This window comes from Eikenella corrodens (assembly GCF_003990355.1).
GTDB classification, from domain to species: Bacteria; Pseudomonadota; Gammaproteobacteria; order Burkholderiales; family Neisseriaceae; genus Eikenella; species Eikenella corrodens_B.
Genome location: NZ_CP034670.1, coordinates 1094648 through 1115470 on the forward strand (window position 1 = coordinate 1094648; position 20823 = coordinate 1115470).

19 protein-coding genes are annotated in these 20823 nt (G+C 57.6%); 9 read left to right on the top strand and 10 right to left on the bottom strand.

Annotated elements, in window-relative coordinates; all coding sequences use genetic code 11:
- Window positions 1-59 precede the first annotated feature (59 nt).
- The 6 genes from ELB75_RS05510 (at window position 60) to ELB75_RS05535 (ending at window position 7951) form a co-directional block, all read left to right on the top strand.
- Complete coding sequence (locus tag ELB75_RS05510; RefSeq protein WP_126983060.1) at window positions 60-1562, top strand: NADH-quinone oxidoreductase subunit M; 1503 nt, start codon at window positions 60-62, stop codon at window positions 1560-1562.
- Window positions 1563-1571: 9 nt separating this feature from the next.
- Window positions 1572-3017, top strand: a complete 1446-nt coding sequence (gene nuoN, locus ELB75_RS05515; protein WP_126983061.1) for an NADH-quinone oxidoreductase subunit NuoN — start codon at window positions 1572-1574, stop codon at window positions 3015-3017.
- A 24-nt stretch (window positions 3018-3041) separates the two neighbouring features.
- Window positions 3042-3341 carry a DUF2818 family protein gene (locus ELB75_RS05520; RefSeq protein WP_126983062.1) on the top strand — a complete coding sequence of 100 codons (300 nt, stop codon included), beginning with the start codon at window positions 3042-3044 and terminating at the stop codon, window positions 3339-3341.
- 192 nt (window positions 3342-3533) lie between these two features.
- Window positions 3534-4859: a tRNA (N6-isopentenyl adenosine(37)-C2)-methylthiotransferase MiaB gene (miaB, locus tag ELB75_RS05525; RefSeq protein ID WP_126983063.1), complete on the top strand. Its 1326-nt coding sequence runs from the start codon at window positions 3534-3536 to the stop codon at window positions 4857-4859.
- 100 nt (window positions 4860-4959) lie between these two features.
- The gene (locus tag ELB75_RS05530) at window positions 4960-6450 is read left to right on the top strand and encodes a subtype B tannase (RefSeq protein ID WP_126983064.1); all 1491 of its coding nucleotides are present in this window, start codon (window positions 4960-4962) and stop codon (window positions 6448-6450) included.
- Window positions 6451-6613: 163 nt separating this feature from the next.
- Window positions 6614-7951, top strand: coding sequence for an NCS2 family permease (locus ELB75_RS05535; RefSeq protein ID WP_126983065.1), 1338 nt, complete (start codon window positions 6614-6616; stop codon window positions 7949-7951).
- A gap of 132 nt (window positions 7952-8083) precedes the next feature.
- Here ELB75_RS05535 and ELB75_RS05540 read toward each other — a convergent pair whose 3' ends face one another.
- The 8 genes from ELB75_RS05540 to ELB75_RS12470 form a co-directional block, all read right to left on the bottom strand.
- Entirely contained in the window at window positions 8084-8716 is a 633-nt protein-coding gene (locus ELB75_RS05540) for a 5-formyltetrahydrofolate cyclo-ligase (protein ID WP_126983066.1), read from the bottom strand.
- Between the two features lie 6 nt (window positions 8717-8722).
- A complete protein-coding gene (locus tag ELB75_RS05545; protein ID WP_126983067.1) occupies window positions 8723-10603 on the bottom strand; it encodes a monovalent cation:proton antiporter-2 (CPA2) family protein in 1881 nt (626 codons plus the stop codon).
- Between the two features lie 137 nt (window positions 10604-10740).
- Entirely contained in the window at window positions 10741-11430 is a 690-nt protein-coding gene (locus ELB75_RS05550) for an SIR2 family NAD-dependent protein deacylase (protein WP_126983068.1), read from the bottom strand.
- 77 nt (window positions 11431-11507) lie between these two features.
- On the bottom strand, window positions 11508-12053 hold the full coding sequence (locus ELB75_RS05555; protein ID WP_126983069.1) for a hypothetical protein: 546 nt from the start codon (window positions 12051-12053) through the stop codon (window positions 11508-11510).
- Window positions 12054-12153: 100 nt separating this feature from the next.
- Window positions 12154-12960, bottom strand: a complete 807-nt coding sequence (locus ELB75_RS05560) for a carbon-nitrogen hydrolase family protein (protein ID WP_126983070.1) — start codon at window positions 12958-12960, stop codon at window positions 12154-12156.
- Window positions 12961-13094: 134 nt separating this feature from the next.
- Window positions 13095-14069 carry a class 1 fructose-bisphosphatase gene (locus ELB75_RS05565; RefSeq protein WP_126983071.1) on the bottom strand — a complete coding sequence of 325 codons (975 nt, stop codon included), beginning with the start codon at window positions 14067-14069 and terminating at the stop codon, window positions 13095-13097.
- Window positions 14070-14279: 210 nt separating this feature from the next.
- Complete coding sequence (locus tag ELB75_RS05570; protein ID WP_164726815.1) at window positions 14280-14852, bottom strand: DUF2059 domain-containing protein; 573 nt, start codon at window positions 14850-14852, stop codon at window positions 14280-14282.
- Between the two features lie 192 nt (window positions 14853-15044).
- Window positions 15045-15206, bottom strand: coding sequence for a hypothetical protein (locus ELB75_RS12470; RefSeq protein WP_156503702.1), 162 nt, complete (start codon window positions 15204-15206; stop codon window positions 15045-15047).
- 482 nt (window positions 15207-15688) lie between these two features.
- Between ELB75_RS12470 and ELB75_RS05580 the strand changes: the two genes are divergently transcribed.
- The gene (locus ELB75_RS05580; protein WP_126983073.1) at window positions 15689-17476 is read left to right on the top strand and encodes a 2-isopropylmalate synthase; all 1788 of its coding nucleotides are present in this window, start codon (window positions 15689-15691) and stop codon (window positions 17474-17476) included.
- Between the two features lie 247 nt (window positions 17477-17723).
- On the opposite strand, the gene ELB75_RS05585 is transcribed toward ELB75_RS05580, so the two are convergent.
- Both ELB75_RS05585 and recQ read right to left on the bottom strand, forming a co-directional pair.
- A complete protein-coding gene (locus tag ELB75_RS05585) occupies window positions 17724-17984 on the bottom strand; it encodes a hypothetical protein (protein WP_126983074.1) in 261 nt (86 codons plus the stop codon).
- A 45-nt stretch (window positions 17985-18029) separates the two neighbouring features.
- The gene (gene recQ, locus ELB75_RS05590; RefSeq protein ID WP_126983075.1) at window positions 18030-19862 is read right to left on the bottom strand and encodes a DNA helicase RecQ; all 1833 of its coding nucleotides are present in this window, start codon (window positions 19860-19862) and stop codon (window positions 18030-18032) included.
- A gap of 81 nt (window positions 19863-19943) precedes the next feature.
- Here recQ and ELB75_RS05595 point away from each other — a divergent pair, with 81 nt between their 5' ends.
- On the top strand, window positions 19944-20378 hold the full coding sequence (locus ELB75_RS05595; protein ID WP_126983076.1) for a surface-adhesin E family protein: 435 nt from the start codon (window positions 19944-19946) through the stop codon (window positions 20376-20378).
- A 26-nt stretch (window positions 20379-20404) separates the two neighbouring features.
- On the top strand, window positions 20405-20740 hold the full coding sequence (locus tag ELB75_RS05600) for a hypothetical protein (RefSeq protein WP_241236114.1): 336 nt from the start codon (window positions 20405-20407) through the stop codon (window positions 20738-20740).
- Window positions 20741-20823: the final 83 nt, after the last annotated feature.

Sequence of the window (20823 nt, forward strand, 5' to 3'; positions counted from 1 at the left end):
TGAAAAGCGGCAAACGCAGAAAAACGACGATTTATTTATTCAAACCACAGGTTACAACTATGTTTTCTAACCATCTTCTCAGCTTGGCAATCTGGCTGCCGATAGCCGCCGGATTATTGGTGCTGGCTACCGGCTGCGACCGCCGTGCTCCCTTGGCGCGGATACTGGCTGTTGTCGGCGCGCTGGCCGGTTTTCTGGTTACGTTGCCGCTGTTTACCCAGTTCGACCGCTTGAGCGGCGGCTTCCAGTTTGCCGAGTTTTATGCGTGGATTCCCGCGCTCAACATCAACTACGCGCTGGGCGTGGACGGCATTTCCGTGCTGTTTGTTATCCTCAACGCCTTCATCACGTTGATGGTGGTGCTGGCGGGCTGGGAAGTGATTCAGAAAAAGGTGGCACAATACATGGCGGCCTTCCTGATTATGTCCGGCCTGATCAACGGCGCGTTTGCCGCCCGTGATGCCATGCTGTTCTATATCTTCTTCGAAGGCATGCTGATTCCGCTGTATCTGATTATCGGCGTGTGGGGCGGGCCGCGCCGCGTGTATGCCTCGGTGAAACTCTTCCTCTACACGCTGATGGGTTCGCTGCTGATGCTGGTGGCCTTGGTATATTTGTCGTTCCAAACCGGCGGCAGCTTCGCGATTGAAGATTTCCAAAACATCAAACAGATTCCGCTGTTTACCCAACAGATTCTGTTTGCCGCCTTCTTCCTGTCGTTTGCGGTGAAAGTGCCGATGTTCCCGGTGCACACCTGGCTGCCCGACGCGCACGTGGAAGCACCCACCGGCGGTTCGATGGTGCTGGCGGCGATTACGCTGAAACTCGGCGCATACGGCTTTCTGCGCTTCATCCTGCCCATCCTGCCTGATGCGTCGCGCTATTTCGCGCCCGCCATCATCGTGCTCAGCCTGATTGCGGTAATTTATATTGGCATGGTGGCTTTGGCACAAACCGATATGAAAAAACTGGTGGCCTATTCCTCCATCAGCCATATGGGTTTCGTTACCCTGGGTATGTTCCTGTTTACCAATCAGATGCAGTTGCAGCCGTGGGCGTTGAAAGGTGCGATTATGCAGATGATTTCGCACGGCTTCGTTTCCGCCGCCATGTTCTTCTGCATCGGCGTGATGTACGACCGCCTGCACAGCCGCAACATTGCCGACTACGGCGGCGTGGTTACCGTGATGCCGAAATTTGCCGCCTTCATGATGCTGTTTGCTATGGCCAACGCCGGCCTGCCCGCCACTTCCGGCTTCGTGGGTGAATTTATGGTTATTATGGGCGCGGTGAACTACAACCTGATCGTGGGCGCGCTGGCGGCACTGACGCTGATTCTGGGCGCGGCCTACACGCTGTGGATGTACAAACGCGTGATTTTCGGTGCGGTGACCAACCCGCATGTGGCCGAAATGAAAGACATCAACCGTCGCGAATTTGCCATTCTGGCCATCCTCGCCGCCGCCGTGCTGGGCATGGGCCTGTGGCCGGAGCCGTTTATCGCCGTGGTGCATCAGGCGGCCAACGATTTGATCGCGCATGTGGCGCAAAGCAAGATTTGAGGTGTGTGAATGAACTGGACTGATCTGAACTTAATCCCCGCCATGCCCGAAATCGTGCTGCTCACGGCATTGTGCGCGGTGCTGCTGGTGGATTTGTGGCTGCCGGATGAAAAACGCGGCATCACTGCCGGCCTGGCCATATTGGGCGTGCTGGCCGCTGCGGTTTTTCAGGTAGCCTTATGGCCGGGAGAACCGGTGGAAACCTTCAATGCGATGTTTGTGTTGGACGGCATGTCGTATGTGGCCAAGCTCGCGGTTTATGCCGTGGTGCTGGTGTTGTTCGTGGTGTCGAGAGGCTACCTGAAAGCACGTCAGATTTATAAAGGTGAATTCTATTCGCTCACTATGTTTGCGCTGCTGGGCATGTGCGTGATGGTAAGCGCCAACCATTTCCTCACCCTGTACATCGGTTTGGAGCTCCTATCGTTGTCGCTGTATGCGCTGATCGCACTGCGCCGCGAGGATACCCGCGCCAGTGAGGCGGCCTTGAAGTATTTCGTGCTCGGTGCGCTGGCTTCCGGCCTGCTGCTGTATGGCATCTCCATGATTTACGGTGCTACCGGTTCGCTGCTCTTGCCGGAAGTGCTGATGGCAGGGGTGGGGCAGGCGGCCAATCCGTGGCTGTTGAAGCTTGGGTTGGTATTTGTGGTGGTGGCGGTGGCGTTCAAGCTGGGCGCGGTGCCGTTCCATATGTGGGTGCCGGATGTGTATCACGGCTCCAGCACGGCTGTTACCGCGTTGGTGGGCACGGCGCCGAAAATCGCGGCCGCAGTGTTTGCCTTCCGCATTTTGGTTACCGGCTTGGGCGCGTTGCACACCGATTGGGTGCCGATGCTGAATATGTTGGCACTGGCTTCGCTCTTGGTGGGCAACCTGGCTGCCGTGATGCAGACCAATATCAAACGTATGCTGGCCTATTCTACGGTATCGCATATGGGTTTCGTATTGCTGGCGTTTATGGGCGGGCTTGAAGGCTTTAGCGCCGCACTGTATTACGCGCTCACCTATGCGCTGATGGCGCTCACCGGCTTCGGCGTGCTGATGTTGCTCTCGCGCGAAGGGCGCGACTGCGAGGAAATCGCCGATTTGGCAGGCCTGAACCAACGCTATCCTTGGTATGCCTTCCTGATGCTGCTGGTGATGTTCAGTATGGCCGGCATTCCGCCGCTGGCCGGCTTCTATGCCAAATTCAGCGTGTTGAAAGCATTGGTGGGACAAGGCTTTGTGTGGCCGGCAGTGTTTGCGGTGGTGATGTCGCTGATTGGCGCGTTCTACTACCTGCGCGTGGTGAAAGTGATGTATATGGACGAGGCCGCCGAGCCGGCACAAGCCCCGGTTATGTGTGTAGGGGGCAGGGTGTTGCTTTCCGCCTGCGCCTTGGCTTTGCTTCTGTTCGGCCTGATGCCGAGCCTGCTGATGGATTGGTGCGTATATGCGCTGGAAAAAACCTTCTAAACCAACATTGGGTAGGGCAGGGCGATGACGGCGGCGATGTATCTGCTGCTATTGCTGGCCTTGGTGTGCGCCAACCTGCCGTTTGTTACGGTGCGCTGGTTCGGCCACAAAAGGCTACCTGAAAAACGCTTTATCCACCATTTGCCGGAGCTGCTGGCCGGTTTTGCCTTTGTGGCTTTGCTGGCCTATATGCTGGAGGCGCAGGCCGGCAGCGTGCACCGTCAGCATTGGCAGTTTTATGTGGCGGTGGTGTGCCTTTATTTGGTGCTCGCCTTTCCCGGCTTCGTGCTACGCTATTTTTGGCACGGCCGTAACAGAGAATAGGGCTGTCCGCCTTATGCAATAAGGCTACCTGAAAGAAATCCCTCGCTTTAGCAGGGTTTCAGGTAGCCTTAAATCATGCCACATCATTTTGTTTTAATTCCGCCTTTTCATCCAGAGGCACACTGCGTATAATGCCGCCTCCGCAAACCATCAGCCCCGCAATTACGGGACACCTGAAAGAAGAACCAAACCATGAAAAAAGTCTTTATCCGCACCTTCGGCTGCCAAATGAACGAATACGACAGTGACAAAATGCTCGCCGTCCTCGCCGAAGAACATGGCGGCATCGAACAGGTTGCCGAACCCGACAACGCCGACATCATCCTCTTCAACACCTGCTCCGTGCGCGAAAAAGCGCAGGAAAAAGTATTTTCCGACCTCGGCCGCGTAAAACCGCTCAAACAGAAAAACCCCAACCTCATCATCGGCGTGGCAGGCTGCGTCGCCTCGCAGGAAGGCGCGGCGATTATCGAACGCGCGCCTTATGTGGACGTGGTGTTCGGCCCGCAAACCCTGCACCGCCTGCCCAAAATGATTATGGACAAAGAAACCACCGGCCTCTCGCAGGTGGACATTTCCTTTCCCGAAATCGAAAAATTCGATCACCTGCCGCCCGCCCGCGTGGACGGCGGCAGCGCGTTTATCTCCATCATGGAAGGCTGCTCCAAATATTGTAGCTTCTGCGTGGTGCCCTACACGCGCGGCGAAGAATTTTCCCGCCCGCTGAACGACGTGCTCACCGAAATTGCCGGCCTAGCACAGCAGGGCGTGAAAGAAATCAATCTGCTGGGGCAAAACGTGAACGCCTATCGCGGCGAAATGGACAACGGCGAAATCTGCGACTTCGCCACCCTGCTGCGCATCGCCCACGAAATCCCCGGCATCGAACGCCTGCGCTTCACCACCAGCCACCCGCGCGAGTTTACCGATGCCATCATCGAATGCTACCGCGACCTGCCCAAGCTGGTGTCGCACCTGCACCTGCCGATTCAAAGCGGTTCAGACCGCGTGCTGAGCGCGATGAAACGCGGCTACACCGCCTTGGAATACAAATCCATCATCCGCAAACTGCGCGCCATCCGCCCCGATTTGTGCCTGAGCAGCGACTTCATTGTCGGCTTCCCCGGCGAAACCGAGCGCGAGTTTGAGCAAACGCTGAAATTGGTGAAAGACATCGCCTTCGATTTGAGCTTCGTCTTCATTTACAGCCTGCGCCCCGGCACGCCCGCCGCCAACCTGCCGGACGATACGCCGCACGAAGAAAAAGTGCGCCGCTTGGAAGCCTTGAACGAAGTCATCGAAGCCGAAACCGCCCGCATCAACCAAACTATGCTCGGCACGGTACAGCGCTGCCTGGTGGAAGGTATCTCCAAAAAAGACTCCGACCAGCTCCAAGCCCGCACGGCCAACAACCGCGTGGTGAACTTTACCGGTGATGTATCGCTCATCAACCAAATGGTGGAGATCGAAATCACCGAAGCCTTCACCTTCTCGTTACGCGGCGAACTGATGGAGTAAATAACAGGCTACCTGAAAAATGTTTGGCGAACGTTTTCAGGTAGCCTGTCAGCATTTTAGGCGTACAATCGTGCTTTTCGAGCATGCAGAAAGGAATAACATGATGAAATTCAAAACCACCCTGTTAACCGGTATCTTGGCGTTAGCTTGCGGCAGCAGTGCGGCAAAAACCGTCGAAGTCAGCCAAGGGCACGGCCTCGATTTCCGCACTCAAAACTACACCCGCCAAAGCACCGTAGTAAACGGCCAAACCGTAGCTTATCGTGCCTATGAAAATATCGTGTATGTGGCTAATCCGGCCGACAGTGCTTATCAAACCATCAATATCTACATCCCCGAAGCCTATTTCAACGGCGGCAGCATCAACGGCTACACCGCGCAAACCGCGCCCATCTTCCTGCCCAACCAAATCGGCGGCTATATGCCGGCCAAAGCCGGTGTGCCGGGGCAGGGTGGTTTCGGCCCGCGCAAAGCAGGGCAGGTGGACGCCATGCAGGCTGCTTTGGCCAGAGGCTATGTGGTGGCCTCGCCCGGCGCGCGCGGCCGCACCGCCGCCACCGGCAAAGCGCCTGCCGCGATTGTTGATTTGAAAGCAGCCGTGCGTTACCTGCGTTTCAACGATGCAGTGATGGCCGGGGATGCCGAAAAAATCATCTCCAACGGCACCAGCGCGGGCGGGGCTTTATCTGTGTTGCTCGGTGCCAGCGGCAATCAGGCCGACTACGAGCCCTATCTGCAACAGCTTAGCGCCGCTCCGGCCAAAGACCATATTTTCGCCGTTTCCGCCTATTGCCCGATTTCCATTCTGGATCATGCCGATGCTGCCTATGAATGGCAGTTTAATGGTGTGAATGACTACCAAAAAATGGATATCTCGATGATCGATTACCATGTTGAACGCAAATTGGTAAACGGCATGCTCACCAATGAGCAAATCCAAATTTCAGGTAGCCTTAAAGCCCAATTCCCAGCCTATGTGAACAGCCTGCGCCTACGCGATCCGCAAGGCCGGGCACTGCGGTTAGACGCGCAGGGTAACGGCAGCTTCAAAAACTATGTTGCCTCCTTCCTGCGCCGCTCGGCCCAAAGCCAGCTGGATGCAGGCAAAGACTTGAGCAGCCGCAACTGGCTCACTATCCGCAACGGTAAAGTGAGTGCCGTGGACTTTGCTGCCTATGCCCGTGCCGCCGGCCGTCAGAAAACCCCGCCCGCTTTCGATGCGTTGGATTTGAGCAGCGGCGAAAACCAACTGTTCGGCACCGCTACTACCGACAAACAGCACTTCACCGCCTTCTCCTACCAACACCGTACCAATGCACAAGCCACCCTGGCCGACCCGCATACCGTGAAGCTGATGAATCCGATGCACTACATCAGCCGCCACACCGCGCCACAGCATTGGCGCATCCGCGTTGGCACTGCCGATAGCGATACCTCGCTGGCCATAGCTGCTATCCTCACCGCCAAGCTGCAAAACAGCGGCAAACGGGTGGACTTCGCCCTGCCGTGGGACGTGCCGCACAGCGGCGATTACGACTTAGACGAACTGTTTGATTGGATGGATAAAACCGTACGCCGGTCGCGCAGCTAACCACTGAGGCTACCTGAAAAATGTTCGGCAGACATTTCAGGTAGCCTTTATAACGCGTCAAACACAAAGCAAAAGAGACAGAGGCTAGCTGAAAAATTAAACCGGAGCTTAATCCTGTAAGAAACCTTTATCTCAACCCTTTCCCAACCACACTTGAAACATCATGCAATCCTTTCTAGACCGTTATTTCAAACTTTCCGAAAACCAAACCACCATCCGCACCGAGCTGATGGCGGGGCTGACCACCTTCCTCACCATGTGCTACATCGTCGTGGTGAATCCGCACACCCTGTCGCAGGCGGGGATGGATTTTGGCGCGGTATTTGTGGCTACCTGTATTTCCGCCGCCATCGGCTGCCTGATTATGGGCGCGCTGGCCAACTATCCAATTGCGCTGGCGCCCGGCATGGGGCTGAATGCCTATTTCACCTTCAGCGTGGTCAAAGGCATGGGCGTGCCGTGGCAGGTGGCGCTGGCGGCGGTGTTTGTGTCCGGCATCATCTTTATTTTGTTCAGCTTTTTGAAAGTGCGCGAAATGTTGGTGAACGCGCTGCCGATGAGCCTGAAAATGGCGATTGCCGCCGGTATCGGCCTGTTTTTGGCGCTGATTGCGCTCAAAGGTTCGGGCGTGGTGGTGGGCAATGAGGCCACGCTGGTGCACATGGGCGAATTCCGCCTGCCGGTGGAAGGACAGCCGGGCGTGTATACGCCGAATTGGCCGATGCTCTTGGCGCTGCTGGGCTTTTTCATTATTGTGGTGCTGGATTATTTCCGCGTGCGCGGCGCCATCATCATCGGCATTTTGGGCGTTACCCTGCTGGCCGTGCCGCTGGGGCTGACCCGCTTCGAGCGCGTGGTATCGGCCATTCCCAGCATGGCGCCCACCTTTATGCAAATGGATTTCAACCATCTGTTTTCAGGTAGCCTGATTGCGGTGATTTTCGTCTTTTTCCTGGTGGATTTGTTCGACAGCACCGGCACGCTGGTGGGCGTGGCGCACCGTGCCGGTCTGTTGGAAAACGGCAAACTGCCGCGCCTGAAAAAAGCCCTGTTTGCCGATTCAGTAGCCATTGTGGCCGGGGCGGCGCTGGGCACTTCCTCCACCACGCCCTATGTGGAAAGCGCTTCCGGCGTGGCTGCGGGCGGCCGCACCGGGCTTACCGCCGTTACCGTGGGCGTGCTGATGCTCGCCTGCCTGTGGTTTTCGCCGCTGGCCGAAGCCGTGCCCGCTTTCGCCACCGCGCCCGCGCTGCTGTATATCGGCATCCACATGATGCGCTCGGCTACCGAAATTGACTGGCACGACATGACCGAAGCCGCGCCCGCCTTCCTCACCATGGTGTTTATGCCCTTCTCCTATTCAATTGCCGACGGCATCGCCATGGGCTTCATCAGCTATGCCCTGGTGAAACTGTGCTGCGGCCGATTCCGCGACGTGCCGCCGATGGTGTGGGGCGTGGCCGTGCTGTGGGCATTGAAATTCTGGTTCTTGGGTGCATAAGGCACATTTGAATAATAGAAAAGGCTACCTGAAATCTTTCAGGTAGCCTTTTCTTATCCAATGAACCCAAAGGGTGGGTTTCTTCGGTAATTTTATCGGCAGCAGGGTTATTTCAATTCATGCTCAAACGTTTCATCCCGCGTTGGCTTGCCCTGCCGTATTGATGGCCGTTTCCGACTGTTGTCGGTGGGTTGGGCGGAAATGCCGGATACCGTTTTCGCACACCCAGTCGTCCAGCTGCATATCGTGCTTTTCGGCGGGCAGGGTGTCGGTTTCCTGGCAGGCGAAGCCTGCGCCGATTTTGCGTGGGCAGAGGCGGTGGCGGGTGGCGGCGAGGGTAACGTCATAGTAGCCGCCGCCTTGGCCGAGGCGGTAGCCGCGCCGGTCGATGCCGACTAGGGGGATGACGATGCCGTGCAGGTTGTGGATGCGGATTTTGCGTCCGGCAAACTGGGGGATGTGCAGCTTGCCCCGGCGTCGTCGTTCGGGGCGGCCCTGCTGCGGGAAGGGGGTAAACCACAGGCGCAGGCGGCGCGGTTCGATGTAGGGCAGGTAGAGCTTGGTGCCGCGGCGGCGGGCGGCGGCGGTGAGGCTGTCGAGCCGCAGCTCGCTGCCGATGGGCCAATAAACGGCCAGGCGTTTGCCGCGTTTCAGGTAGCCTTTGAGCAGGCTGTTGATGCGCTTTTCGGCGCGCCGCCGTTCGTCAGGCGGCAGGCTTTGCCGTTGGCGGCGGAAGTGGCGGCGGAGGTCTTTTTTGCTTGGCATGGCGGTTTAGGCAAGGCCTTTTTTCAGGCGGGTCCAGCTTTCGGGGTCTTCCTGCCATTCTACGTTTTCGCCGCGCAGTATGGCCTGCATCATTTTGGCGGTTTCGACGTCGATTTCGCGGGCGGTTTCGAGCAGGGGCTCGTTGGCAAACACGGGCAGGTCGGGGGTATATTTCTCGGCCATTTTGTCCATTTGGTAGCGGTCGCGGGCGGCGTAGAACTCGCTGAGCTCTTGGGCTTTTTCGGAGTTGATGCCGAGTTTTTCCAGCGCGAGGCGGCCGCTGCGGATGGCGGCATCTACGGTTTCGCGGATGATGTAGTTGGCGCCGGCATGGTGCAGGTGGTAGGCGTGGATGCGGTCGTGGGCGCGGGCGATGATGGGCAGGTTGGGATAGTGGCGGTGGACGAATTCCACGATTTCGGTGGACTGCTCGCGGTTGCCGATGCAGATGATGAGCAGTTTGGCGTGCGCCAGGCCGATGGAGTTGAGCAGTTCGGGGCGGGTGGCGTCGCCGTAGTAGGTTTTGCTGCCGTATTTGGTGAGGCCTTCCACGGTGTCGGCCTGGTAGTCGATCACGGTGGTGTGGAAGCCGCAGGCGGTGAGCAGGTTGTTGATTTGCTGGCCGAAGCGGCCGTGGCCGAGCAGGATGACGGGGTTTTCCTCTTCAATCACGTCTTGCGGGCGCTCTTGGTTTTCTTCCACGATGCCGCGCGGGGCAACCACTTTGTCATAGAAGATAAACAGGAGCGGGGTGAGCAGCATGGAGAGAGCAACCACCAACGAGATGCGGTCGGCCATGGCGCGCGGCAGAACATGGCTCTGGCGGGCGATGGTAAGCAGCACAAAGCCGAATTCACCGGCCTGCGCCAGGCTGAGCGCGAGCAGTTTGCTGCCCATGCGCGGCAGGCGGAACAGCAGGCCGAGGATAAAGAGGATGGTGCCTTTTACCGCCAGCGTGGCCAAGGTGATGGCGGCCACTACCCAAAATTCTTTATACAGCAGGGCGAAATTCATGCCCGCGCCCACGGTGACGAAAAACAGCCCTAAAAGCAGGCCTTTGAAGGGCTCGAGGTGGCTTTCCATTTCGTGCCGGTAGGAGCTGTTGGCCAGCGCCACGCCGGCCACGAACGCGCCCAGAGCAGGGGAGAGGCCGACGAGCGACATCAGCGTGGCAATGCCCACCACCACGGCCAGGGTGAACATGGTGAACATTTCGTTGAGGCGGACTTTGCTGATGAAGCGGAACATACGCGGCACCAGATAACGCACACCTACGGCAATCAGCAAAATAGCGGCAATGCTCACGGCGGCAAGCACCCAGCCGGGCTGGTCGGCCAGCAGATTGGTGGTGTTCGGGCCGCTCCGGTGGTGGTGGCTGGCGGCCAAGAGCGGCAAGAGCGCCAGCATCGGGATGGCGGCCACGTCTTGAAACAGCAGGATGGCAAAGCCTGCCTGCCCGCCGGGCGACTGCATCAGGTTTTTTTCGCTATAGGTTTGCAGCACGATGGCGGTGGAGGAGAGCGCCAGGATACAACCCACGGCCACGCCCATCTGCCAGCTTTTGCCGATGGCTATGGTGATGCTGGCAATCGCTGCCACAGAAAGCAGCACCTGCAATCCGCCCAGCCCCAAGAGCTTATGCCGCAGTTGCCACAGCTTTTGCGGTGCCAGCTCCAAACCAACCAGAAACAGCATCATCACTACGCCGAATTCGGCAACGTGCTGGATGGATTCGGTTTCTTTGCCGGCAAAACCTAAAACCGGGCCGATGGCGATACCGGCCATCAAATAGCCCAACACCGAACCCAAGCCCAGTTTTTTGGAGACGAGCACGGCGGCAACGGCGAAAGCCAGGTAGGTAAAGGAGTAAAGCAGGATGGTGGTCATGGGCGTATTTTAGGTAAGTGGTTTTTGAAATAAAGGGTTATGGTTTTCAGGTAGCCTTTTGCCGCAGGAGGGGCTACCTGAAAACAGCGGGCTGGTTTCGGCGAAACCGGCGTATGTTTCTGGCGGCCTGGCGGCAATCAGCGCCGCGCGGCTTCGGCAATCAGTTTTTCCACCAGCGGCGGCACACCGTCTTTGGCTTTGGCTTCGATAATGCTGATGTTTGCCAAGCCTTTCGGCGGGCGCGGATCGACCAGATAGCGTTCGGCCTCGTAGGGCGCGTATTCCAGCAGGCCGGCGGCGGGATACACCTGCATCGAGGTGCCGACCACCAGTATTTTATCGGCTTGCGATACCCGGCGGGCGGCAGTTTCAATCAGCGGCACGGCCTCGCCGAACCAAACGATGTGCGGGCGCATGGGGCGGCCTTGCGGGTCGGTGTCGCTGACGGATTGGTCGCCCGTCCATTCGATTACGTAGTTTTCGTCGGCGCTGCTGCGGGCTTTGTTCAATTCGCCGTGCAGGTGCAGCACGTTGCTGCTGCCGGCGCGTTCGTGCAGGTCGTCCACGTTTTGGGTAACGATTTGAACCTGATAATATTTTTCCAGTTCGGCCAGCGCGCGGTGGGCGGCATTGGGCTCGGCGGCCCGCGCTTGGCGGCGGCGTTCGTTGTAGAAGTCGATCACGAGCTTGGGATTGCGCGCGAAGGCTTCGGGCGTGCACACTTCTTCCACTTTGTAGCCTTCCCACAGGCCGTCGGTGTCGCGGAAGGTGCGCAGGCCGCTGTCGGCGCTGATGCCGGCGCCGGTGAGGACGACGATTTTTTGCATGGTTTGCTTTCTTGTGAATGGGTTGCCGTGTGGTTTTAACTGCCTTGCGGCTCAGGCTTTCAGGTAGCCTTGTTGGATTACCAACCGTAGAAATTAAACAGCCACTCGCCATCCGGTTGCTTGATGGCGCGATGGGTTCGGCGCACCACTTCTTTGCTTTGTGGCGACATATAGTACACATCGAATGAGAGGGTATTGGCTGCGAGTTTGCGGATGTTGTTTACGCGCAAAATGCGCAGGCACCCGCCGGTGTGATGCTCCATATTGCCGTGCGGCAGGGCAAGGTTGCCGCTTTGAGTGCCGGGTGCGCTATAGCGCTGGAGACGGCCAGACGATGCGCCGCAGGCGATGAGGCCGATATAGTTGGCAATGGCCGGTTTGGCATCGTTGAAGAGCGGGGCGGCACCGCGGTTTGGCACGGCGCGGTTAAGGGATTGGGTGATGGAGGCGCTGGTGCCGCTGCTCATCGGTGCGCTCTTGCTGCTGATGGGTTGGCCGTTGGCAAACTCGTTAACGCTGGTGGTTAGGTTATTCACTTCTTCAAGGATGTCTGCCACGTTTTGGCAGCCGCTTAGGGCGGTAATGAGAAGGGCGGTGCTCAGAATGGTGCGGACGGCTCTCATATTTTCTCCTATCGGATGGTGGGGAGGGTTTTAATTCGCTTGGCTGGCTGTGCTAAGGCTACCTGAAAATAAGAAATAGTTTTTCAGGTAGCCTTTTTGTTTAAAACCGGCGGTGTTGCAGGGCGGGTAGTTGGTTGCGCACGGTGTGCAGGCGTTGGGGCTTGAGTTCGGCCATGATCCAGCCTTCGCCTTCTGGCCGCTCGGCGAGGATTTCGCCCCAGGGGTCGATAATCATGCTGTGGCCATAGGTGCGCCGGCCGCTGTCGTGCAGGCCGCCTTGGGCGGCGGCGATAACGTAGCATTGGTTTTCGATGGCGCGGGCTTGCAGCAGGGTTTGCCAGTGGGCTTTGCCGGTGGTGTAGGTGAAGGCGGCGGGCAGGAGGAGTACGTCGAACGGCTGCTGGGCGCGGAAGATTTCGGGGAAGCGCAGGTCGTAGCACACGCCTTGGCCGTAGCGCCAGCCGTCGATTTCCACCGACGGGGGGATGCGGTTGCCGGCTTCGATGGTGTCGGCTTCGCGGTAGCTTTCGCCGATGCCGGTGTAGCTGAAGAGGTGGGTTTTGTCGTAGCGGCTGAGGCATTGGCCGTCGCGACCGTATACGAGCAGGCTGTTGATGATTTTGCCGCTTTCGTTGGCGAGCAGGGGGATGCTGCCGCCGAATAAGACGATGCGGTGGCGGGCGGCCAGCTCGGCCATGAAGATTTGCAGGGGGCCGCGGCCGAATTGTTCGGCTTGGGCGAGTTTGTCGGTGTCGTGCCGGCCCATCAGCGGCCAGTATTCGGGCAGCAGCACCCAGTCGGCACCTGCTTGGGCGGCAGCGGCCACTTGCTGTACGACGCTGCGGCGGTTGACGGCGGGGTCGGTGTGGGAAACGAGTTGGATGGCGGCGGCGCGGATGGTTTGCATGGTGTGTTCGATGTCGGATTAAAAACTTAAGGGGAGAGGCTACCTGAAAGCATCTGCTTCAACGGGTTAAAGCAATATTTTGTTGCGGGCGGCTGTTTCGGCAAAGCCGAAATTATTTCAGGTAGCCCTAGGGTTTATTGTTGGTGCAAGCGGGTGGCGTAATCCACTTCTTCGCGGCTGCCCATGATTACGGCCACGCGCTGGTGCAGGCCTTCGGGCTGGATATCGAGCATGTTTTCGCGGGCGTTGGTGGCTGCGCCGCCTGCTTGTTCGATGATGAGGCTCAAGGGGTTGGCTTCATACATCAGGCGCAGTTTGCCGGGCTTGGCCGGGTCACGCGCGTCTTTGGGATACATAAAGATGCCGCCGCGCATGAGGATGCGGTGGATTTCGGCCACCATGCTGGCCACCCAGCGCATATTGTAGTTTTTGCCGCGGGGGCCGGTTTCCCCAGCGAGCAGTTCGGCAATGTATTGCTGCATGGGCGGCTGCCAATGGCGCTGGTTGGACATATTAATGGCAAATTCGCGCGTGGCCTGCGGGATTTGCGGGTTGAGCTGGGTTTGGACAAATTGGCCGCCCGCATCCAGGGTAAACACGGCCACGCCGTGGCGCAGGCAGAGCACGAGCTGGGTTTGCGGCCCGTAGAGCGCATAGCCGCTGGCTACTTGGGCACGGCCGCTTTGCAGGAAGGAGTGGGCGGAGAGCGGGCCTGCGGGTTTTTCCAAGATGGAGAAAATAGTGCCGACCGAAATATTGATGTCGATATTGGACGAGCCGTCTAAAGGGTCGAACAGCACGAGATAACGGCCTTGATCGCCGGCGGGTACGAACTGCTCTTCTTCTTCGCTGGCCAGGCCGGCCACGGCGGAGTTGGCGCGCAAAGCGTCAATCAGGATTTGGTTGGCGATAACGTCCAGTTTTTTCTGGGCTTCGTCTTGCACATTGCTGCTGCCTGCCTCGCCCAGCACGCCGGCGAGCGCACCCTGGCGCACTTGGACGCTGATGGTTTGGCAGGCTTGGACGATGGTGGAAACCACGCTGCCTAATTCGGCGGGGAGGTGGTGTTCGGAGAGGTGTTGCTGGAGAAATTGGGACAGGGTGGGCATGGGGACTCAATCAGGATATTTTTGCGGGTTATCTGTGTTAAAGGCTACCTGAAAAGTTTGGCTTGGCCGCGCTGCTACGCCGGGTTTGAACCGCGTAGAGGCTTTATTTTCAGGTAGCCTGTTGGCATGGCCGTATTTTACCCGCACAGCGGCTTGGCGGGGTAGGGTTTGCAGGGAGAAATTGGCCGTGCCGTTGTGCTGTTCGGCTGTTTAACGGCGTTTGCCGCTGCCGGGGCGGTTTGGGCGCATGATGACTTCTATTTCGCGTTGGAGATCCGGCCACAGGCGTTGGAAAGCTTGCTGGTTATGCCTATCTATCATGCTAATCAGCGATGGCATATAGGTTTTTGCAAATTCACCTTGCTTGCGCAATACGCTTTGTCCGATTGGCGTTCCGTAGAAAGCAATCATGGCATCTACTTCTTCTTGAGTATAAGTTTTGCGCATGGCATCGTACTGAATACGGCGTAATTCGCTCAAAACCTCTTCCGATTGGAAAATTTCACGGTCGGCACGGAGGGTATAGCGCTGTAAAACCTCTGCCAGCGCGGTGCGTTGTGTTGGCGTCAGTTCGGTATCATTACTGAGGCGGCGGGTAATGTACTGTTTGACTATATCGGGGGATGAGGACAGGATGGTCCGGATTTGGGAGGGGGTATCCTGCAACTCAATCAGCCGGTTAAGGGATTCGTCAGACGGGGTTTGCGCGGCGGCGGGCAGGGCAATCAAGAGTGCGGCCAAGGCGAGGCTGAGGAAGATAGACCGGCGGAGGCTATGCGGCATGGGATTCCTTTTTGTAGTGGGGCTACCTGAAAGCATCTGCTTCAGCGGAGTTATAGTGAATTAAATTTAAACCAGTACAGCGTTGGCTCGCCTTGCCGTACTATTTGTACTGTCTGCGGCTCGCTGCCTTGTCCTGATTTTTGTTAATCCACTATAAAACAAGATATGCACCGCGCGGCTGCCACGAATGGGCTATTGTCGGTCGCGGTGGTATTCACGGGTGAAAAAACTGCAATCGTCATGCCCGTGCGTGGTGAGCGGCTTATGTTGGCGGTGGTGCTGTTTGAGGCGCACCAGCAGCCATAGCAACAATGCCAGTAATAAGAAAGTAAGAGAGAGAGATAAATCGAACATCGCTGTCCCCCGCAAGTAGTGGCACGAAACACTTTGCATCTCCGATTATTTTGCTGGTTTGCTTGGCAAGGCAGTGTAGTGCAGCCTTGGTTGCATGGGATGAAGTTGTCCGGCTGTAGGTATCAGAATCGGTGTTTATTCTCTGTTTGTATCGCGGCGTAAGGCCTGCGTTCCAAAGCTTGCCGCTTGGTAAGCGGCGGGATGCTGTTTGTTGTTGTATGCCAGCAAGCCCCTCTTTTTCGGAAACCCTCTGTATCTGTTTTGAATTATAGCGATTTCTTTACATTTATGTCCAGTAACCGACTGAAGTGGTAGGAAAAGTTAAGACATTTGTGCAACAAGTGAATGGTGTGGACAATAAGTATAGATTATATTCATTATATGACATCATTTTGCATAAATAGATTTGCTTTTGTGTCTAAACATGTCTATTATGGCGGCACTTGCCAAGTTTGTGGTTTAAATTAGACTGAAAGTCCATTATGAAGCTCGATATCGATCTCCTGATTGCTTATTTCGGCGGCGTAAACGCGTTGGCCGAGGCCTTGCGCCAACATGATCCCGAAGGCGCTGCCTCCACGGCGGCGATTTACAAATGGCGCACGCGCGGCTCGCTGCCGCTGGCGCAACTGCAAAGGCTGACCGCCTTGGCCGAAGCGCAGGGCAGGCCGATTGATTTGAATGCCTTTATGCAACAGCAGACAACTTTGGAGAAAAACACCGTGCAGCCGCAAAGCAACCGCGTCATTATTTTCGACACCACCATGCGCGACGGCGAGCAGTCGCCCGGCGCATCCATGACCAAGGAAGAGAAAATCCGCATCGCCCGCCAGTTGGAAAAAATGGGGGTGGACGTGATTGAGGCCGGTTTTGCCGCCGCCAGCCCGGGCGATTTCGAATCGGTGAACGCCATTGCCAAAATCATCACCAAATCCACGGTTTGCTCGTTGGCGCGCGCGGTGGAAAACGATGTGCGCAAGGCGGGCGAAGCGGTTGCGCCCGCGCCGAAAAAACGCATCCACACCTTCATCGCCACCAGCCCCATCCACATGGAATACAAGCTGAAAATGAAGCCGCAGCAGGTGATCGACGCGGCGGTGAAGGCGGTGAAAATTGCCAAAGAATACACGGACGACGTGGAATTCTCCGCCGAAGATGCGGTGCGCTCCGATTTGGACTTTTTGGCAAAAATCTTCACGGCGGTTATCGATGCCGGTGCCACCACCATCAATATCCCCGACACCGTGGGCTATTCTGTCCCATCCGTGTGGTACGAGCGCATCGGCAGCATCATCCGCAGTGTGCCCAACGGCGGCAAAGTGGTGTGGTCCACCCACTGCCACAACGATTTGGGCATGGCCGTGGCCAACTCGCTGGCCGCGATCCAAGCCGGTGTGCGCCAAGTGGAATGCACCATCAACGGCCTAGGCGAACGCGCGGGCAATGCCAGCCTGGAAGAAATCGTGATGGCGCTGAAAGTGCGGCACGACCTGTTCGGTTTGGAAACCGGCATCGACACCACACAAATCGTGCCCGCATCCAAATTGGTATCTACGGTAACGGGTTATCCCGTGCAGCCCAATAAAGCGGTGGTCGGCGCCAACGCCTTTGCCCACGAAAGCGGCATCCACCAAGACGGCGTGCTCAAACACCCGCAAACCTATGAAATCATGACCGCCGAAAGCGTGGGCTGGGCTACCAACCGCCTGACTTTGGGCAAACTCTCCGGTCGCAGCGCGTTTAAGGCCAAGCTGGCCGATCTGGGCATCGAATTGGACAGCGAAGAGGCATTGAACGCCGCCTTTGCCCGCTTTAAAGATTTGGCCGACAAAAAACGCGAAATCTTCGATGAAGACCTGCACGCTTTGGTGTCGGACGAAATGTCGAACCTCGCGCCCGAGCGCTACAAATTCATCTCCCAGCGCATCGTTACCGAAACCGGCGAACTGCCGCGCGCCGAAATCGTGTTCAGCGCCGACGGCGAAGAGCGGCACGCCGAAGCCACCGGCTCCGGCCCGGTAGATGCGATTTTCAAGGCCATCGAAAGCGTGGTGCAAAGCGGCGCGGAATTGCAGATTTATTCGGTTAACGCGGTAACCTTCGGCACGGAAAGCCAAGGCGAAACCGGCGTGCGCCTGGCCAGAAACGGCCGTGTGGCCAATGGCCAGGGTGCGGATACCGATATTCTGGCTGCTACCGCCAAAGCCTACCTCTCCGCGTTGAACAAGCTGGAAGGCGGTGAGAAAGTGAAGGCGCAAGGCGGGATTTAGCAGGATTCTGTTTTCCACTTGCTCTTGCTGTTGAAATACCGCCCTGCGGCATCATGCCACAGGGCGGTTTGCGTGAAAGGCTACCTGAAAATATGCGGTATGGGTTTCAGGTAGCCTTTTGGTTGTGCAGGAGGCGGGGATGCACACATCTTGAGCAATGCAGATATCCCCGCCTGAGTTTTGTAGCGCCAGACTGCTTTCAGGTAGCCTGAATCATTCTGTATGAGCAGGGCGGTTTGTGCCCCGGCTAGTTGATTCGTGCCACATCAAATCTGATTAATGCCTGTGTTTTGATATTTAAATTGGCTGGTTTTGCCGCTTCGGTATTGCCCGGCTTGCTCCGAACAATATGGGCTGCACTATGTTTGGCAAAGGTATAGTGGATTAAATTTAAATCAGGACAAGGCGGCGAGCCGAAGATAGTACACACGTTACGGCAAGGCGAGCCAACGCTGTACTGGTTTAAATTTAATTCACTATAAATTGGCTGGAAACGTGTTGTCTGCATTTAAAAGGCTACCTGAAAATTTCAGGTAGCCTTTTATGGATTAACTTAGGCATCTGGCAGGGTGGTTGCTGTGTCGCTGTCTTGAGTGAATTGGGCGCAGACTTCGAGGATACCGCTGCCGAATTTTTGGATTTTGGCTTCGCCCAAGCCGTAGATGTTTTGCAGTTCGGTGAGGCTGACGGGGCGTTGTTGTACGATGTCTTGCAGGGTGCGGTCGCCGCACACGATGTAGGAGGGCACGTTGTCGGCGCGGGCACGTTCGGTGCGCCATTGGCGCAGGGCTTGCCAGAGGCGTTCTTCGCGCTCGGTGCGCAGCCATTGTTCGCGCGGGGTGCGGGTGGCGGATTTTTCGCGTTTGAGCGGGCGCAGCATCACGGCCTGCTTGCCTTGCAGCACGGGGCGGGCGGCTTGGGTGAGCATGAGGGCGTGGTAGTTGTGCGGGTCGGTGGCGAGCAGGCCTTGGCCGATGCATTGGCGGATGATGCCGCGCCATTCTTTGTCGGACAGGGCGGTGCCGATGCCGTAGGTGGAGAGCTGGTCGTGGCAGTTTTGGCGGATCCAGTCGTCGGCTTTGCCGCGCAATACGTTGATGACGTAGCCGGCGGCGAAGCGCTGGCCGACGCGGTATACGCAGCTGAGGAGTTTCTGCACGTTTTCGGTGGCGTTGAAGAGGACGGGCGGGTGCAGGCAGTTGTCGCAGTGGCCGCAGGGGGGGATTGCTTCGCCGAAGTGGCGCAACAGGGCGGCGCGGCGGCAGCCGGAGGTTTCGCACACGGCAAACATGGCTTCGAGTTTTTGCTGTTCGATTTGCTTTTGGAAGTCGCTGCTGTTGCCGGTTTGGATGCGTTCGCGCAGCAGGGAATAGTCGTTGAGGCCGTAGCACAGCCAGCTGGCGGCGGGCTGGCCGTCGCGCCCGGCGCGGCCGCTTTCCTGGTAGAAGTGTTCGATGCTTTGCGGCATGTCGAGGTGGGCGACGAAGCGCACGTCGGGTTTGTCGATGCCCATGCCGAAGGCGACGGTGGCCACGATGATAAAGCCTTCTTCGCGGGTGAAGCGGTGTTGGTTTTCGTTGCGCTCGGTCATGGTGAGGCCGGCGTGATAAGGCAGGGCGCGGTAGCCGTGTTCGTTTAAAAAGGCGGCGGTGTCTTCCACTTTTTTGCGGCTTAGGCAGTAAACAATGCCGCTTTCGCCGTGGGGGCGGCTATTCAGAAAATCGAGCAGCTGTTTTTTGCCGTTGTTTTTTTCGATGATTTGGTAGTAGATATTGGGGCGGTCGAAGCTGGCGATGTATTCGGCGGCGTTTTCCAGTTTGAGGTAGTGTTTGATGTCGGCACGGGTTTCGGCGTCTGCGGTGGCGGTGAGGGCGATGCGGGGGATGGCGGGATAGCGGTCGGCCAGGAGGCCGAGCTGGCGGTATTCGGGGCGGAAGTCGTGCCCCCATTGGCTCACGCAGTGGGCTTCGTCGATGGCGAACAGGCTGATTTCGGTGTGGTCGAGAAAGCGCAGGAAGCGTTCGCTCACCAGGCGCTCGGGGGAAACGTAGAGCAGTTTCAGGTAGCCTGCTTCGATGGTGTCGGCAATCTGCTGCACCTGGCTGCTGCCGATGCCGCTGTGCACGCTGGCGGCGGCCACGCCTGCGGCCTGCAGGGCGGCCACTTGGTCGTCCATCAGGGCAATCAGCGGCGACACCACCACGGCCAGCCCGCGCCGCATCAGGGCGGGAATTTGATAGCACAGGGATTTGCCGCCGCCGGTGGGCATCAGCACCAGCAGGTTTTGCCCTTCTGCCAGCGCGTTCACGATTTCTTCCTGCCGCCCCCGGAAGGCGTGGTAGCCGAAAACTTCGCGCAGGATGTTGAGGGCAGAGGGTTGTGGCATGAGCAGTTTTCCGTTTGCGGGATTTGTTGGATATAATGGCGCGGATTTTATAGCGTTTGAAGGCTACCTGAAAGGATTTTTATGCAACTGAAGAGATGGGCCGGGTTGTGTGCGGCGCTGGTGTTGGCGGGTTGTTCGAGTATGGGCAGCGGGCCGAGCCTGGGCGGCAGCTGGAGGGAAGTGGGCTTGAGCCAGAACGGTAATATGCGTTACGAAATAGACACTTCCAGCATTCGGAAAGAAGGCAGCCGGGTTAGCTTCCGCGAGCGGATGACGGTGTCGGATGTGGGGCGCGAGCATTATGTGAACACGCCGCATTTCAAAACGGCGGTCAACCAATGGCAGTTCGATTGCCAGGCGCGCACGCGCCGTTTGACGGCAGTGGAGATGTGGGATGCCTCCGGCAACAAGCTGGCTGCCAATCAATATGAAACGGCCAGGCTGCCTGCCAAGCCGGTGGTGAAAGGTTCGGCCGGTGGCAAACAGTTTGAAATTGCCTGCGGCAAAACTTTGTGATTTTTGCAGAATTAAGGAGAGGAAATATGCGGATCAAGGGAATTTTAGCCGGGCTGTGCCTGCTGGCCGCCGCTGCGCCCGCTTGGGCGGATGATGCGGCGCAAACCGAGCTGTTGAGTGCGCAGATGGCGTATCAGGAAGCATTGAAGGCGCAAACCGATAACGGCAGCCGTGTGAATACACTGCGCACCCGCTTGGAAGCGGCACAAACTGCCTTGCAGCAGAAACAGGCGGAAATCACGAAGTTGCAAACGCAATTGAATGAGGCGGATGTGGCCGCGCAACAATCGAATACCATCCTGGAAGAAGCCGGCCGCCGGTTGGACGCGGCTTGGACGGCAGTGCACGGACAGCAGCGTTAAGCGAAGATTGGTTGCAGCAGGCTTTTAGCTTAGCAGTAACCCGTTTCGTTGGTTTTGACTGGGTTGAAACTGACGCCTTCAGG

Excerpts from the sequence above, each read along its gene's own strand:
- ELB75_RS05510 (WP_126983060.1), top strand. The coding sequence starts at position 60 with ATGTTTTCTAACCATCTTCTCAGCTTGGCAATCTGGCTGCCGATAGCC.
- nuoN (WP_126983061.1), top strand. The coding sequence starts at position 1,572 with ATGAACTGGACTGATCTGAACTTAATCCCCGCCATGCCCGAAATCGTG.
- ELB75_RS05520 (WP_126983062.1), top strand. The coding sequence starts at position 3,042 with ATGACGGCGGCGATGTATCTGCTGCTATTGCTGGCCTTGGTGTGCGCC.
- miaB (WP_126983063.1), top strand. The coding sequence starts at position 3,534 with ATGAAAAAAGTCTTTATCCGCACCTTCGGCTGCCAAATGAACGAATAC.
- ELB75_RS05530 (WP_126983064.1), top strand. The coding sequence starts at position 4,960 with ATGATGAAATTCAAAACCACCCTGTTAACCGGTATCTTGGCGTTAGCT.
- ELB75_RS05535 (WP_126983065.1), top strand. The coding sequence starts at position 6,614 with ATGCAATCCTTTCTAGACCGTTATTTCAAACTTTCCGAAAACCAAACC.
- ELB75_RS05540 (WP_126983066.1), bottom strand. The coding sequence starts at position 8,716 with ATGCCAAGCAAAAAAGACCTCCGCCGCCACTTCCGCCGCCAACGGCAA.
- ELB75_RS05545 (WP_126983067.1), bottom strand. The coding sequence starts at position 10,603 with ATGACCACCATCCTGCTTTACTCCTTTACCTACCTGGCTTTCGCCGTT.
- ELB75_RS05550 (WP_126983068.1), bottom strand. The coding sequence starts at position 11,430 with ATGCAAAAAATCGTCGTCCTCACCGGCGCCGGCATCAGCGCCGACAGC.
- ELB75_RS05555 (WP_126983069.1), bottom strand. The coding sequence starts at position 12,053 with ATGAGAGCCGTCCGCACCATTCTGAGCACCGCCCTTCTCATTACCGCC.
- ELB75_RS05560 (WP_126983070.1), bottom strand. The coding sequence starts at position 12,960 with ATGCAAACCATCCGCGCCGCCGCCATCCAACTCGTTTCCCACACCGAC.
- ELB75_RS05565 (WP_126983071.1), bottom strand. The coding sequence starts at position 14,069 with ATGCCCACCCTGTCCCAATTTCTCCAGCAACACCTCTCCGAACACCAC.
- ELB75_RS05570 (WP_164726815.1), bottom strand. The coding sequence starts at position 14,852 with ATGCCGCATAGCCTCCGCCGGTCTATCTTCCTCAGCCTCGCCTTGGCC.
- ELB75_RS12470 (WP_156503702.1), bottom strand. The coding sequence starts at position 15,206 with ATGTTCGATTTATCTCTCTCTCTTACTTTCTTATTACTGGCATTGTTG.
- ELB75_RS05580 (WP_126983073.1), top strand. The coding sequence starts at position 15,689 with ATGAAGCTCGATATCGATCTCCTGATTGCTTATTTCGGCGGCGTAAAC.
- ELB75_RS05585 (WP_126983074.1), bottom strand. The coding sequence starts at position 17,984 with ATGCAGACAACACGTTTCCAGCCAATTTATAGTGAATTAAATTTAAAC.
- recQ (WP_126983075.1), bottom strand. The coding sequence starts at position 19,862 with ATGCCACAACCCTCTGCCCTCAACATCCTGCGCGAAGTTTTCGGCTAC.
- ELB75_RS05595 (WP_126983076.1), top strand. The coding sequence starts at position 19,944 with ATGCAACTGAAGAGATGGGCCGGGTTGTGTGCGGCGCTGGTGTTGGCG.
- ELB75_RS05600 (WP_241236114.1), top strand. The coding sequence starts at position 20,405 with ATGCGGATCAAGGGAATTTTAGCCGGGCTGTGCCTGCTGGCCGCCGCT.